The organism is Verrucosispora sioxanthis (assembly GCF_010560025.1).
GTDB lineage: Bacteria > Actinomycetota > Actinomycetes > Mycobacteriales > Micromonosporaceae > Micromonospora > Micromonospora palythoicola.
Genome location: NZ_SAIY01000003.1, coordinates 543,841 through 559,262, shown reverse-complemented (window position 1 = coordinate 559,262; position 15,422 = coordinate 543,841). Strand labels below are relative to the sequence as shown.

Annotated in this window: 10 protein-coding genes; 5 read left to right on the top strand and 5 right to left on the bottom strand. The window is 71.0% G+C overall.

What is annotated here, in order from left to right; genetic code table 11:
• Positions 1-176 precede the first annotated feature (176 nt).
• From ENC19_RS11780 to ENC19_RS11770, 3 genes are read left to right on the top strand one after another with little or no spacing between them, the layout of a single operon-like run.
• Positions 177-2,018, top strand: a complete 1,842-nt coding sequence (locus tag ENC19_RS11780; RefSeq protein WP_164447205.1) for an SCO2524 family protein — start codon at positions 177-179, stop codon at positions 2,016-2,018.
• Positions 2,019-2,948, top strand: a complete 930-nt coding sequence (locus ENC19_RS11775) for an SCO2523 family variant P-loop protein (protein ID WP_164447204.1) — start codon at positions 2,019-2,021, stop codon at positions 2,946-2,948. It begins immediately after the preceding gene.
• Positions 2,948-3,916 (top strand): SCO2522 family protein, encoded by a 969-nt coding sequence (locus tag ENC19_RS11770; protein ID WP_166458400.1) that lies wholly within the window; start codon positions 2,948-2,950, stop codon positions 3,914-3,916. The genes ENC19_RS11775 and ENC19_RS11770 overlap by 1 nt, the downstream gene beginning before the upstream one ends.
• On the opposite strand, the gene ENC19_RS11765 is transcribed toward ENC19_RS11770, so the two are convergent.
• Positions 3,917-4,957 (bottom strand): SCO2521 family protein, encoded by a 1,041-nt coding sequence (locus tag ENC19_RS11765; RefSeq protein ID WP_164447203.1) that lies wholly within the window; start codon positions 4,955-4,957, stop codon positions 3,917-3,919. It lies immediately after the preceding gene.
• A gap of 211 nt (positions 4,958-5,168) precedes the next feature.
• On the opposite strand from ENC19_RS11765, the gene ENC19_RS11760 reads away from it, so the two are divergent.
• Positions 5,169-9,377: a HEAT repeat domain-containing protein gene (locus ENC19_RS11760; RefSeq protein WP_164447202.1), complete on the top strand. Its 4,209-nt coding sequence runs from the start codon at positions 5,169-5,171 to the stop codon at positions 9,375-9,377.
• Between the two features lie 67 nt (positions 9,378-9,444).
• Here ENC19_RS11760 and ENC19_RS11755 read toward each other — a convergent pair whose 3' ends face one another.
• The 4 genes from ENC19_RS11755 to ENC19_RS11740 form a co-directional block, all read right to left on the bottom strand.
• Complete coding sequence (locus tag ENC19_RS11755; RefSeq protein ID WP_281604523.1) at positions 9,445-10,524, bottom strand: ABC transporter ATP-binding protein; 1,080 nt, start codon at positions 10,522-10,524, stop codon at positions 9,445-9,447.
• 65 nt (positions 10,525-10,589) lie between these two features.
• Complete coding sequence (locus tag ENC19_RS11750) at positions 10,590-11,435, bottom strand: ABC transporter permease (RefSeq protein WP_164447201.1); 846 nt, start codon at positions 11,433-11,435, stop codon at positions 10,590-10,592.
• Between the two features lie 3 nt (positions 11,436-11,438).
• A complete protein-coding gene (gene modA / locus ENC19_RS11745; protein WP_164447200.1) occupies positions 11,439-12,218 on the bottom strand; it encodes a molybdate ABC transporter substrate-binding protein in 780 nt (259 codons plus the stop codon).
• Entirely contained in the window at positions 12,215-12,634 is a 420-nt protein-coding gene (locus ENC19_RS11740) for a TOBE domain-containing protein (protein ID WP_164447199.1), read from the bottom strand. Before ENC19_RS11740 ends, modA begins: the two co-directional genes overlap by 4 nt.
• A gap of 365 nt (positions 12,635-12,999) precedes the next feature.
• Here ENC19_RS11740 and ENC19_RS11735 point away from each other — a divergent pair, with 365 nt between their 5' ends.
• Positions 13,000-15,360 (top strand): glycoside hydrolase family 43 protein, encoded by a 2,361-nt coding sequence (locus ENC19_RS11735; RefSeq protein WP_328824224.1) that lies wholly within the window; start codon positions 13,000-13,002, stop codon positions 15,358-15,360.
• The last annotated feature ends 62 nt before the right edge of the window (positions 15,361-15,422 follow it).

Genomic DNA, 15,422 nt, shown 5'->3' with positions numbered 1-15,422 from the left:
ACCCGGGCCCACCTGCGCTCCTGTGTCGACTGACTGCTCCGGGAGATCGGTACGCGCGGCCATTCAGGTGACGCTGCGGCAGGGATACGATGATGGGTGCACGTCATCGTGGATCATCGTGGGCCAGGCAGAATCAGCAGCTCCGTTTCGACGACTACAGCAGACGGTGGTGGACCATGCGGATGCAGCCGCGCCAGGAGATTCTCGACATCTGGCGGGCCACGGTGCGCAGCTGTCTCCGCAACGGCGAATGGGATTGGGGCGGTCGGAGCGGATCCAATTCCATCAGCGACGCCGAACAGCTGCTGACCATGCTGCTGCCGGCGACCAAGATCCCGGTGCTGTCACTCGACGATCCGGACCGGATCGACGAGGAGGTCATCGAGGCCCTCGGCGCGATCGGCGGCGCGATAGAGATTCCCCGCCGCCTGGTTAAGATCATGACCGAGTACTTCGTCCGTTACACCGACGACAGTGGTGCGCCGACCTTCGGTGGCGGCAGCTACCTGAACCCGGTCCAGGGCGGTCCGGACCTCACCGACGAGCAGCGCTCCATGGACGTGGTCGACTCGTTCGCGGTGTCCGTCACGCTCACCCTGGCGACCATCGGTTTCGTCAAGATCTACCGGCCCTCCACCCAGCGGGCCGACCTGCGTGCCCAGTTGGACAAGCTGGAGGAGATGGCCAGCCTCCGGCTCACCGCGGCCATGGTCGGTCTACTCCGTAGCTTCAGCACCTCGGTCTTCGCCGCGACCGACGAGTTCGGCGTCCGGCTCTGCGACATGGTCAACCAGGACGAGTTGCCGCGCCGCGAGGTCGTGGCCGCGCTGCGGGCGCAGTTGCGGGACACCATGGCGAGCCTGCGCAACGTCGTGGTCGGGTCCGGCCAGGTGACCGAGGACCTGGACAACAGCGAGATGCTCTTCGAGTGCGGCTGGTCGTGGGGAACGATCGCCGGCGCCGACGAGGTGGAGACGACCGAGCCGATCGGCGTGCAGCGCGAGGGCTCGGCGGAGAACGCCCCCTATCTCTACTTCACCGTCATCGCGGTGGACGCCATCGACGATCTCAACTCCGAACGTACCCGCCTGCTCGGCCTGCTCAACGAGGAGCAGCAGCGGCTGTTCCGGATTCTCCAGCTGCGCTGGGAGTTGACCCGCCGCTACTGGGCGACGGTGGCGACCTTCGGCAACCGGCGCCGGTGGCCGATCGAGGACATTCCCTGGCGTACCACCGACGGTGACCGGACCGACTACTACACCCTGCAGGCCACGTCGCTGGCGGTGAAGGGACTGGTGGCCAGCGGCCGGGGCGGTGACGAGGAGTTCGGGCGGATCGGGAACGTGCTCGTGGAACTGGCGCAGCGGGGCCGGATCACCCGGCGCGCCTCGCCGAACGAGCCCGCGTTGGTCGTGCACGCCCCAGGCAAGCAGGTGACCCTCAACGACGCCACCTCGAAGCCGATCATGACATGGAACGTCAACGAGTTCTCCACGGTGCTGCTGCAGCGGGCCACCACCGTCGCCGGCCTGCTCAACAGTGCCCGGCGCCGCAGCGAGCTGCTCGAACTCGCGGACGAGGTCTGGGAGCACCTTCTGCTGCGGCGCATCCCCGAGGGTCGACACCGGGGGCTGTGGGATCACGCCGGAGGCGCGTTCCCCGAGTTGGCTCCGTTGCCCGAGGCACCCTCCTGGTACCTGACCGAGCGGGTCGTGCAGGCTCTGGTCAACGCCGGTCAGCTGCTCTGGGAGCGGCCGTTCCCCCGAGCCGGCAGCCTCGCCACGTACGCCCAGGATCTCATCGACGAGGCCGAGTACGTGTTCGACCGTGAGCTGATGAGCGGCACGTTCGCCGGTGAGGCCATGCAGCGCGTGATGCGCAGCATCCGGGCGACCCTGCGCCGCGCGCAGTCGCTCGTGGACGACCAGCCGGGCACGTCCGCCGCGCTGGCCAGCACCCTGCTGCTCCAGCTCAACGACATCACCACCGGCCAACAGAAGGCCAGCGAGGGGATCTGAATGCTGGTCTTCGTCACGTCGCACAAGGGTGGCACCGGACGCTCGGTGACCGCGGCGAACATCGCCTACCGCAGCGCGCTCTCCGGCCGTTCCACCTGTTACCTGGACTACGACTTCGGCTCGCCGACGGCCGGCATCACGTTCCAGATCCCCCAGGCCACCAACGGCATCGAGGGTGCCGGCCCGAACGGCGGTGGTCTGCACCGGTACCTGCGCGGCGAGATCCCGTCCCCGGAGCAGTTGGACGTGTGGGGCACCTCGGAGCGGGTCAGCCTGCGCCAACGACCGACCGGATCGGGCTCGCTGGTGCTGCTGCCCGGGCAGCGTAACGGCAGTGAGTTCGGCTTCACCGCCGACATCGGCCGGCGCTGCGCCGAACTCTTCCTCCGGCTGGAGGAGGAGTTCGACCTGACCCTTGTGGATCTGAGCGCCGGTCGCTCGTACGCCAGTCAGATCGCGCTGGCGGCCACCGCCAACCGGACCCTGCGCAAGGTGACCGTGCGGTGGCTGGTCTTCCACCGCTGGACGCCGCAGCACGTGATGGCGGCGGCGGATCTCGCGTTCGAGGCCGGCGGGATCCTGGCCATGGGTAAGGAGTACGGCCATGAGCCGGACCGGCTACGGGAGTCACTGCGGTTCGTGCGCACCGCGGTGATCGACTCGCGCGGGCCGGAGGTGGGACACCTCGACCTGGCGCAGCAGGCGTTCCTGCGCCGGTGCGACGCGGAACTGGGCGAACTGGCCCGCAGGAAGGGCACCGGCCGCACCACGCTGCTCGGCGCGGTGCCGTTGGACCCGCTGCTGCAGTGGCGCGAGCAGCTGATCTCGGACAACGACGTGCAGACCAAGATCGCCAATGCCAGGACCGTGGACGCCTTCGTGGAGCTGACCGAGAAGCTCTTCGACGAGACCGCATGGGAGACCGTGTGATGAGCGTGGATGTCAGGTTTCAGGAGGCAGCCGCGGTGCGTCGGACGGAGAGCGTGCCGTACTCACACCTGTCGGTCGAGTTGGGGCACGTGTACGCCGAGGACTTCGGCGACGGATGCCGGGACCTACGGCGCAAGTTCGCCCGGATCGCGGACTGGGCGCAGGCGATCCCGGCGCTGGGCCGCCGAGGGCTGCGCCCCCACCGGCAACCCCGGATCAGCACTTGTTTCCTGGTCGACGACTACTTCCACCGGTTCGCCACACCGCGCGAGGTGATCCCGCAGGTGCAGCAGGCCGCGGCGGAGCACGGGCTGGTGCTCGACTACGTGGCCCGCGAATCCAGCTTCGCCCGGTACGACGACGTCGAACTGGCCCGGCTGGTGGTGGACACGCTCGTCGTGGAGCCGCCACGGCACACCACGGGCAGCCGCCCACCACTGAGCGAGTCGGGCTGGCTGTCCAACGGCAAGCGGTCGCCGGGGCACGCCGACGCGCCCGCGATGACGCTGCCGCTGCCGTGGTCCCCGCCGTTGCAGTCCGGCGACGCGCCGCACTCCATCTTCGTCGACATCGAATTGTGGTCCGACGAGCCGGACCGCCGGGTGTGGGCCTGCGCGCTGCTCGCCTCGGTCTGGCAGATGACCCGGCTGGGCGTGCTGCGGCACCGGGGGCAGACGATCACCCAGCCGTACCAGCTCCCGCCCGACGAGCCGCTGCCGACCGACTGGGACCGCCTACCCGCGATCGTGCAGCTGAACCCGGACGCCACACCCTTCTGCGGGTACCGCACGGTGACCCTGATGGACACCCGGTACCTGCCGGTCGAGTTGGCCGTACGGACCATCCTCGGGCAGGTGGCGGTGCCACCCGCGGTCGCCCGGCAGGTCGCCAAGCGGGCCGGCAGCGAGGGTCTGGAACTGCCCGACGAACTGGTCGACCGGCTGAGCTACGTGTTCATCGGGGAGTGATCAGCCGCGCGGCGCCTGTGCACCGCGCCCGATCCTGCGGTCCGCCGGGCCACGGTTGGCGGTCGAGAACGGTTCGGCGACCGTGGCGGACCCGCACGGCTGGCTGACCGCCGCCCGGCCGGCCAGGTCTCGCAGGATGGCCATGTTGCCGACGGTGATCTGATCGCGGATCCAGTTGACCGAGGACTGCCACTGCCGGCTGAACCCCGGTACCTGCTCCAGGCGGTCCCAGATCGGCCGCAGCCGTGGGTCGACCCGGGCACCGGGCAGCCACAGGTGCAGCAGGTGCTCCAGCACCGGCCGTAGCCGTTCGATGTGCTCCTGCGTCGAGCCGGCCCGGGTCACCGCGGCCTCCACCAGGGCGGACAGCATGGTGAGCAGCCAGTCGTGCAGGGCGAGATCCTCGCAGAGGCCGGCGACCGCCGCCGGCACGTCCTGGGGGCTCACCGTGAGTCGCACGGTGCGCAGCGTCGGCGAGTCGACCGCGACATCGGCCGTGGCGTCGGCACCCGGCTGCTGGTGCACCTGCGCGGTCCACCGCAGCCGGGTGCGTGCCGCGCGCAGCGGCGGACGCCGGTCCAACAGGTCGGACATCTGCACACTGTCCAGCACCCGGCCGGTGATCGCGTCCAGGTTCAGCACGTCGGCGGCGTTGCCGTGCAGGAAACCGTTCGTCAGATCGTCCGCGTCCAGCTTGCCGACCGTCTCCAGCACACCCGAGTTGGCCAGGTAGTGCGACCACGGTCGGCGGCGCTCGCCGGCCACCACCTGGATGATGGAGGAGGCCTGCACGATCCGACCGCCGGTGATGACCGCCCGGGTGACCACCGCGCCCACCCCGCGCAGTTGGCGGTTCTTCGCGCTCGGCAGCCAGCAGTCCACACCGGTACGCACGTCGGGCGACACCGCGTACAGCGACGGTCGCCGGGAGGTCAGCACGGCCTCGCCCTCCACCAGGCTGAGCACCTCGGCGCTCTGGTCCTGCGCCAGCGCCGTGCTGTGCTGTAGCAGGCTGGTGTGCACCTCGCCCACCGTGAGCATGGTTCCTCCGCATCGGCACCACGGGGGACACCGGCGGGCATGGGCCAGCGGCCGGTGACCGGACCGAATCCGTCCCGCGGCCATCATAGGCCCATCCGTGGCGGGAAAGCCGATATGTGCCCGGGCGGCGGGCCTCACGGGTCCGATGGATGTGACGACGACTGATATTTTGAAGAATGCGGTCGCCAGCCACCCCTGGAGTTTGCCGTCGATGAAGGTCTACATTTCGGCCACCCAGAAGGACCTGTTGGAATACCGCGCGGCCGTGCACGCGGTGGCGCGTCGTCTGGAGATCGAAGACGTCGCAATGGAGGCGTACGGGGCCGACGTGCGCCCGCCTCTGGAACGCTGTCTGACCGACGTCCGCCGATGTGATCTCTACGTCGGACTCTTCGCCTGGCGCTACGGATACCGCCCACCGGGCCAGGAGTCCTCGATCACCGAACTCGAATACCGCGAGGCACTAGCGGCCGGCAAACCGTGTCTGATCTTTCTGCTCGCCGAGGACATGCCGTGGCCGCCTGACATGATCGATCGCAATCGGCAGCAGATCGTGGCGTTGCGCAACGAATTGAAGGAACGCCACCTGTGCGCCTTCTTCTCCAGCGTGGACGACCTGTCGGCGAAGGTCACCGTGGCGCTTGCCGACATGCGCAGCGGCCGGTCACCGGCGCGTGAGCCCGGCGACCCCGACACCCACCTGCCGGAGGCGGTCCGCAGCCAGTACCACAAACAGCTTCGGCTGCGGTACCAGGCGGTGCCGCTGGACGCCGTGTCACCCCGACCCACGATCGGCTACCTAACCGTCGGCCTGTCGAACGTGTTCGTCGAACCACGGGTGCACGAGGACGCCCGGCCGGAGATGCCGCTGGCCTGGTGGCGCTGGGCGGGCGCCGGCCCGGACGGTGACCCCGGCGCGTTGCCCGGTGTGGTGGATCCCAGGGACGTGGAGCGGCTCTGGGAGGAGTACGCGGCCAAGGAGGCGTCGCCGCTGTTCGACGTGGTCTGCGATCCGGCCCGGCGGGCCATCGTGCTGCTCGGCGATCCCGGCTCCGGCAAGTCGGCGGCGGCGCGTTACCTCGCCCTCGCGCTGGCCGGGGTCTGCGAGGAACCCCGGCTGGCGGCGCTCGACCGCTACCTTCCCGTCCTGGTCGAGCTGCGGTCGTACGCGGCGCATCGTGGTGACGGCCGGTGCGACGGCCTGTTGGACTACGTCGGACACCGGCACCAGCAGGGGTTGGCCGGCATCGACCGCGACGTGCTGGAGGCGTACCTGCGGCAGGGTGGTCAGGCGCTGTTCCTCTTCGACGGGCTCGACGAGGTGTTCGATCCGGCGCAACGGGAGGAGATGGCCGCGCAGATCGCCACCTTCGCCAACGAGTACCCCGGGGTGCGTACGGTGGTCACCTCGCGGGCGGCCGGATACCTGCGGCACACCTTCGCCAACGCCGGGTTCGACCACTTCACCCTGGAGGATCTCGACGACGAGCGGATCGCGCGGTTCCTCGGCAACTGGTACCGGTACGTGATGCCGACCCCGTCGGTCGAGGCGGACCGCCAGCGACGGCAGATCCTCGACGTGGTGCGGCGGTCCCGGGCGATGCACGAGATCGCCGGCAATCCGCTGCTGCTGATGCTGATGGCGATCGTCGGCCGGGACCGTCCCCTGCCCCGCAACCGTCGCCGGCTCTACGCGCACGTCACGGACGTGCTCATCTCCGAATGGGACGTGACCAAGCAACTGCGGGAAAGCCACGGCGACGTGCCGCCGCTGGATCCGCAGGCGAAGCTGCGGCTGCTGCGCCACCTCGCCTTCTGGATGCAGTGCCGGGAGTCGGGACCGGCCGGAAATTACATCGAGGCGGACGAACTGTCGCGGATCTTCCGCGACCACCTGGTGGAGTTCTACGGTTTCGAGAACGAACGCGCGCACGCCATGGCGTACTCGATGATCGACAAATTGCGCCAGCGCAGCTTCATCCTGGAACGGTACGGACTGCGCCTGTTCGGGTTCGTGCATCGCACGTTTCTGGAATACTTCTGCGCCGAGGAGATCGTGGACAGGTTCGATCACGACCCGGACACCTGGGGGATCGACCAGTTGCGTGCGCTGTTCCGCGAGAACTGGGCAGATCCGTCCTGGCGGGAGGTGCTGCGGCTGGTCGCCGGGGCGCTGCCCGCCGAGGTCGCCAACGATCTGGTGACCCTGCTGGCCACCCAGGTCAACCGGCCGTGGCCGCCGCTGAATCTGGCCGGTCCACCGTGGAACCTGGTGCTGGCCGCGCAGTGCGTGGCGGAGGCACCGCAGCCGGCCGGGCTGGCCGGTGCCGGCGAGGCGGTGCTACGCCAGGTCGTCCTCCTTGTCGAGCACGGCATCTCCGCCGACGACCCGAACGTCGTCGAGGTGACCGAGCAGGAGCTGCTCCCGTCGATCCGGGCGCTCGGACCACAGTGGCCCGGCCGGGCCGTCTTCCTGCACTGGTACCGCCGCCGCGGGGTGCGTACCAGCTGGCTCTCCGGATCGACCTTCGCGACCCGGTCGGCGGCGGTGCTGTCCACGGCCGACGAGCAACTGGAGGAGGTGCTGGTCCGGGAACTCGGGCAGGCCCGCCAGCGGCAGGCGCGCATCGCGCTGGTCGCCGGGCTGGCCGAGGCTGCCGGGAGGCTGGACAGCACCACCCGCAGCCGCCGGCACTGCCAGGAGCTGCTGCTCGCACAAACCCAGGCGAAAGGCTCGACCGCGGTGCGCCAGGCGGCCGTACGCGCCCTGGTCGCCAACTTCGGCGCGGGCGGCGATCTGCTCGTGGTGCTGCGCGACCTCGCCGCCTCTCCCGACGCGGCGGTCCGGGCTATCGCCGTGCAGTCCCTCGGCGGACGGGCCGAGCTGACCGACGACGTTCGGCGGCTGCTACTGACGCGGGCGACCGAGGACCGGGACACCGGCGTGCGACGGGCCGCCGTGGCGGTGCTCGCCGCACGCTGCCTTCACCTGCCCGACGTCACCGAGACGCTGCACCGGCTGCTGGCCACCGACAGCGATCCCGGCGTGGTGCAGTCCGCGTTGCGCTGCCTGCTCAGCGTCGCCGAGCAGAGCGAGACGGCCCGCGGGCGGGCCCTGTCCCGGATCACCGGTGATCCGCACGAGGGGGTGCGGCGCTGCCTGGTGTGCGAGCTGCTGCCGGGGCGGGGCGGCACGGAGGGCACCGAGCTGCTGCTCAAACTGGCCGGCTCGGATGCCTCCGCGCGGGTCCGTGCGGTCGCCGTACAGCGGCTGGTGCTGGTCAACGACCCGGACGGGCGGTGCCGGGACCGACTGGTGGACCGGATCGAGCAGGACGAGGACGCCTCGGTGCGGGCGGCTGCGGTGGTGGCGTTGGCCGACCGGTACCGGGTGGCCGACAGCGGGTGGGAGGTGGCCGCGCGGGCGGCGCGCACCGACGACGACGCGACGGTGCGGCTGGCCGCGGTCCGGGCACTGGCCGAGGCGTACCCGGATCACCGCACCGGCGAGCTGCTGCTGGAACGGGCCCGTCAGGATCCCACCGCCGGTGTTCGCCTCGCCGCCGTCGACCTGCTCACCGGCCGACCGCTGCTCGGGCCCGCCACGCGGGACCTGCTGATCGGCCGTGCCGCCGAGGAACGCGATCCGATCGTCCGACTCCGCGTCACCCGCAGCCTGGCTCGCCTCGGTGATCCGCTCGACCCGGCGGTGGTGGAATGCCTCGCCGAGCAGGTCCGGCGGGATCCCGATCCGAACGTGCTGCGCGCCGCCGCGCAGGCGCTGGCCCGGCACGGCGGCACCGACGGACTGGTGGAGACGCTGTCGCGGCGGGCTCGGCGGGACAGCTACGCCGGCATCCGACTCGCCGCCGTGGAGACCCTCAGCGCGTACGGCGATCCGGGCGTGGTGACCGACGTGCTGCTGGAGTGCATCGAGTCCGACACCGACCCTGCGGCCTTCGACGCGGCGGTGTGCTGCCTGATCGCGCGCGGCGAGACCGCCATGGCGGTGACGTTGCGGCTGATGCGCCGGCTGGCCGACCGGGATCCGGCGATCCGGGCCCGGATCGCGGCCGCGCTCGGCGAGCACTTCGGCAACGACCCGGAGGTCCGGTTGCTGCTGGTGGGGCTGGTGCGCGACGATCCGGCGCTGGAGGTGCGCCGCTGCGCCGCGGCGCAGCTCGCGGCCAACCTGGCCGACCGGACGGGGGTGCGGGAACTGCTGATGCGGCTGGTCGACGACGAGGACTGGGAGATCCGCCGCACCGCGCTGCTCGCGCTGGCCCGACACTACGGCGAGGACACCCGCACCCGGCCGTTGCTCGTCCGGCTGGCCGGTCAGCCCGACCCCACGGTACGTGGCCTCGCCGGTCAACTGCTGGCGACGCTACCCAACACCAGCCCGGACGACTTCCCGTGACGCACCGCCACGGCGACGGTGATCAACGGTGTGGCCGGTGTCCCGCGACGGACGCGGCCGTTAGGTCTCATCCGACCCCGGCATTGGTGGCCGCCGCAGCGGCCGGATAGACCCGGGTCTCGGCCGCCTTGACGGCTACCCAGAGCGTCTGCCCGGGCGTCAGTCGAAGGTGGGCGGCGGCGGCCGGGGTGATGTCGGCGGCCACGGTGACCCGGCCGTCGAGCTGCACCCGCAGGTTGTCGCCGTGGCGTTGCACGCCGGCGACGGTGGCCGGCCAGGTGTTGCGGGGGCTGCCCTCGGGGCGGTGCGGATGCAGCGCCACGGCCGACGGTGCGAAAGCGACGAAGACGTCTCCGTGCTGCCGGTCGTTGGTGACGAGCGTGAACCCGTCGGTGATCAGGACGAGGTGCCCGTCCGCGTGCCCTCGGTAGAGGTTGAGACCGACCAGACGGGCCACGTAGTCGGTGCGCGGCTGGGCGGTGACTGTCGCGACGTCGCCCTCCTGCACCACCTGCCCGTGTTCGATGATGACCAGCCGGTCGGCGAGGACGACGGCGTCGATCGGGTCGTGGGTGACCAGCAGCGTGGCACCGGCGTGGCCGGCGAGGTGGTGTTGCAGCCGGGCGCGGGTGTCGAGGCGGGTGCGGGCGTCGAGGGCGGCCAGCGGCTCGTCGAGCAGGAGCAGCGCCGGGTCCACGGCGAGGGCGCGAGCCAGGGCCACCCGTTGGGCCTGTCCGCCGGAGAGCTGTCGAGGCTTGCGCCGGGCGTGGTCGGCGAGCCCGACCCGGACCAGCCAGTCCGCTGCCCGCTGCCGGGCCCGCTGCCGGTCGAGGCCCTGTCGACGTGGCCCGAACGCGACGTTGTCCAGTGCGGTCAGGTGCGGAAAGAGCAGGTAGTCCTGAAAGACGACGCCGATCGGTCGCTGCTCGGTCGGGGTCCAGATCCGCCGGCCGGGATGATCGAGGTGGCGACCGGCGAGGCTGAGGTGCCCGTCGGTGAGCGGAAGCAGACCGGCGAGGGCCCGCAGCGCGGTCGTCTTGCCGGCGCCGTTCGGCCCGAGCAGAGCGACGACCTCGCCGGGGCGGATGGTCAGCGGCAGGTCGAGTCGGAAGGTGCCACGGTCCACGACGAGGTGGGCGTCGAGCACCGCACGGCCGGGTGATGGCGCGCCCGGCGGGATCGGCTCGACATCGGGGGAGTTCGGATCGGCGGTCACGAGCTGCCGAGCCAGCGGTCGCGGAGGCTGGCCAGGATCACCACCGAGACGGTGAGCAGGACGAGACTGAGCACGATCGCCGCCTCCAGGTCGGTTTCGAGGGCGAGGTACACCGCGAGCGGCATGGTCTGCGTACGGCCGGGGAAGTTGCCGGCGAAGGTGATGGTGGCGCCGAACTCGCCGAGCGCCCGGGCCCAGCACAGCACCGCTCCGGCGGCGATGCCCGGGGCGACCAACGGGAGCGTGACATGGGTGAAGGTGGTCCACCGGCCCGCGCCGAGGGTCGCCGCAGCCTCCTCGTACCGGACGTCCGCGCCGCGTAGCGCGCCCTCGACGGCGATCACCAGGAACGGCATCGCGACGAAAGCCTCGGCGAGCACGACACCGGCGGTGGTGAACGGCAGGGTCACCCCGAAGGTGCTGTCCAGCCAGCCGCCGAGGATGCCCCGCCGCCCGAAGACGAGCAGCAGAGCCACGCCACCGACCACCGGCGGAAGCACCAGCGGCACGGTGACCAGGGCCCGCACGAGGCGGCGGCCCGGGAAGTCGACGCGGGCGAGCAGCCAGGCCAGGGGCACCCCGAGGACGAGGCAGAGCAGCGTGGCCAGGGTGGCGGCCTGCACGGACAGCCGTAGTGCGGTGAGTACTCCCGGCTCGGTCAAACGCTGGGGGAGGGTGCTCCACGGCGTACGGATCAGCAGGCCTGCCAGCGGAAGTAACAGGAAGAGCAGGCCGATGGCGGCGGGCAGCAGCAACGCGACGGGTACCTGACCGGTGCGCCTGGACCGTGGAGATGGCGCGGACCGGGCGGGTGCGACGGCCACCTTGTCAGGCTGGGGCATCGGCTACGGAGCCTGGAATCCGGCGGCGGCGAGGACGGCCTGACCCGGGCCGGAGAGCACATGCTCGACGAACGCCAGGGCGGCCGGCTGGTTCGGGGCGTTCCTCAGCACGACGATCGGATAGTCGTTGACCGCTCCGGCCGACTCGGGGAACTCGATGCCGTCCACGTCGTCGTCGGCGGCCCGTACGTCGGAGCGGTACACCAGTGCCGTGTCGACCTCGCCCAGCCGTACCTTGGACAGGGCCGCCTTGACGTCCTGTTCCAGCGTGACCGGGGTGAGTTTCGTCCCGGCGGCGTCCAGGGCCCTCGCTGCCGCCGCGCCACAGGGGACCTGTTCGGCGCAGAGCGCGACCTTGACGCCCGGCTGGGCCAGGTCGGCCAGGCCGTTCACCCCGCCCGGGTTGCCGTCCGGTACCGCGATCACGAGCTGGTTGCGGACGAAGACACGCGGATTGCCGTCACCGTTGCCGGCGTCGATGACGGTCGTCATGTTCGCGGGGGAGGCGGAGGCGAAGACGTCCGCCGGGGCACCCTGGTTGATCTGGTTCGCGAGGGCGGAGCTGCCGGCGAAGCTGAAGGTCACCCGGACGCCGGGATTCGCCGCCTCGAAGTCCTCGCCGATCCGGGTGAACGACTCGGTGAGCGACGCGGCGGCAAGCACCGTGACGTCGCCGGTCACGGCACCACCCGGCGGCCGCGCGTCGGTGGTCTCGCCACCGCCGCAGCCGGTGAGCGCGACCGTCAGCAAGGCGGCGAACAGGGCCAGGCGTCGGGTGGTCACGAGCCGTTGCTCCGGCCCGCGCCGGTCGGCGGTCGCTCCACGACGACAGTGGTCGACTTGATCACCGCGATCGCCACCGAACCGACCGACAGTCCCAGATCGTCGACGGCCTCGCGGCTCATCAGCGACACCACCCGGAACGGGCCGGCCTGGATGTCCACCTGGGCCATCACGGCGTCCTTGCGCACGGCGGTGACGATGCCCCGGAGCCGGTTGCGGGCCGAGGACTCGTCGGCCCGGTCGTCCGGGTCGCCGGCCTGCGTCCGCACGAAGGCGGCCAGCGCGACGCCGTCGATCACTCGATGTCCCTGCTCGTCGCGCCCGGCGGCGAGGCGGCCGGCGTCCACCCAGCGGCGCACGGTGTCCGCGCTGACCCCCAGCAGCTCGGCCGCCTCGCCCATGCGAAACATCGTCACGGGAGGCACCTTACGCCATGCAGTTGCGAGGTCAGAAGCGGAAGTGGTCTAGAATCTGCGGCCGCAGGGTGCCTGAGTGATGCCGCAGCTGCCGCTGCTGACCGCGGGCCGCCCACTCGGTCGGCTTCCCGGTTCGCGCGTGGAGGGGAGGACGGGCCGGTCCCGTCTGGACGCCGCATCGTCGCATCGGGTCACCTGCACCCGGGCGCTGTTTCGCGACTATTTCGGATCGATCTCGGTCAGGGTCTTGACGATCTATGTTAACGCTAACAGCATGGAGGCTCCGTAACGCTCGCGTCTGGAGCCCCGCCATGCAGGTGTCTGCCGGCTCTCCTGCCCCACGCCCACCACGACGGATCCCCCTCGTGACGGCCGGTGTGCTCCTCTGTGCCGCCGCCATCTCCCCGGGCGGCGCGGCTCAGGCCGCCGACGAGTGGTCGCCTCCGTCGTCGTACACCTCCACCGACCGAGGGGACGGCACGTACCGGGTGCCGTTGCTGCGCGCCGACGTGCCGGACATCAGCGTGGCACGGGTGCCGGCCGCCGAGAGCGCCGAGGGCCGCGACGTCTACTACATGATCAGCACGACGATGCACCTCAGCCCGGGCGCGCCGATCATGAAGTCGTACGACCTGGTGAACTGGGAGATCGTCAACTACGTCTTCAACCGGGCGAGCGTCGGCGACGCGTTCTCGTTGCGCAACGGGCAGAACTCGTACGGGCAGGGCCAGTGGGCCTCGTCGCTGCGCTACCACGACGGCGTCTTCTACGTCGTGTTCAACACGAACAACCTCGGCGGCGCGTACCTCTACCGCACCGACGACATCGAGAACGGGTCATGGCAGCGCACGGCGCTGGGTCGCGGCCTCCACGACCCCTCGCTCTTCTTCGACGTCGACGGCACGCCGTACATCTTCCACGGCTCCGGCGGCACCAGCGCGGTACGGCTCAACGCCGACCTGACCGCGATCACCGCGGACTACCCCAACATCTTCACCGCGGCCGACTACGCCGGGCAGCCGTTCATCGGCGGGTTGTTCGAAGGCGCGCAGTTCTACCACATCGACGGCTGGTACTACGCGGTGATCATTACCTGGCCCTCGGGTCAGGGGCGGCAGGTGGTCATGTTCCGCTCCCGGGAACTGCTCGGCCGCTACACCGCGGCCGGCGGGGTGAACAGCTACGAGGCGCGCGGCGTGCTCAACTCGAACGGATTCGCGCAGGGCAGCCTGGTTCCCATCGCCCGTGACGGTGGGACGACGGACTGGTACGGCATGTTCTTCCGGGACACGTTCCCGATCGGCCGCATCCCGGCGCTCATCCCGGCGACCTGGTCCGACGGCTGGCCGACCTTCGGCGACAACGGGCTCGTGGCGGTCGACGGCACCTTCGCCAAACCGATCCGGCTCAGCCCTGCCGAGGAGTTGTTCGCCCGGCAGCAGAGCATCGTGGTCTCCGACGACTTCGCCAACGACGCGCCACACCGGCCCTACCTCGACGAACAGTGGACCGTACCGCCGGGAAGCGCGGCGGAGATCGCGCCGAACGGGTCGCGACTGGACCTGGCGTGGCAGTGGAACCACGCTCCGGACAACCGGTACTGGTCGCTCACCGACCGCGCCGGCTGGCTGCGGCTGACCGCCGGCACGGTGGTCACCGGCGACTACGTCTACACCAAGCTCGCCAACCGCGCCGAACTCGCCTGGTTCGAGGAGGCCCGCAACACCCTGTCGCAGCGCACGTTCGGGCCACGGCAGTCGGTGGAGACCAAGATGGACATCTCCGCGATGGCAGACGGCGACGTCGCCGGCCTGGCCGCCTACAACCGCGGCTTCTCGTACGTCGCGGTCAGGCGGACCGGCGGCGTCAACACCCTCGGCGTGGTGAACCGGGGCCAACCGTTCGCCGTCGACCTGGACCAGACGACGCTGGAGAACTTCCTGCCGGGCAGCACCGTGCCGCTGGGCGAGGCGACCGAGGTGCACCTGAAGGCGGACCTCGACTTCGCCGCACCGACCGGCCAGCTCTGGACCACCTTCCACTACAGCCTCGACGGGCGCCAGTGGTCCCAACTGGGCAGCCGGGTCGGCCCGCAGACGCTCGACGGCAGCCTCGCCCACTTCATGGGGCACCGGGTCGGCCTGTTCAACTACGCGACCCAGCAGACCGGCGGCCACGTCGACTTCGACCACTTCCTGCTCAGCGACACGCTGACGGCCCAGGGCCGGCCGCTGGACACCAGCCGGCTGGACGCCGCCATGGCGTACGCCGCCGCGCTGGACGAGGCCGACCATCCGGCCGACGCCTGGGCGACGATGCTCGCCCGGCTGGCCGAGGCCCAGGCGGCGCGGGACGGCGGGTTCGGCACCCAGAACCAGATCGACGCACCGGAGCGGGCGCTGAGCTACCAGCTCGCCCGGCTCGGCGTACTGCGAGCCGAACTGCCGGTGACCGTCGACGTACGGGCGCGCTGTGTCGCGGGCCGCGCGCACCTGGCCGTGCAGGCCCGCAACGACCATGACGCGCCGGTCGACATCGTGCTGGAGACCGCGTACGGCGCCCGGTCGGTGCCGGACGTGGCCCCCGGTGCCCACGCGTACCAGCAGTTCAACGCCCGTGACTCGGCGGTTCCCGCCGGCACCGTGACCGTCCAGGTCATCGGAACGGTGGACGGCCGGACGGTGGCCACCGTGCGTACCACCAACCACCCGGCCGCCGACTGCTGACCCGCCACGGCGACCACGGCTGGACGGCACAGGCCGGCCGCGCCCGAACCCCCGGATCCACC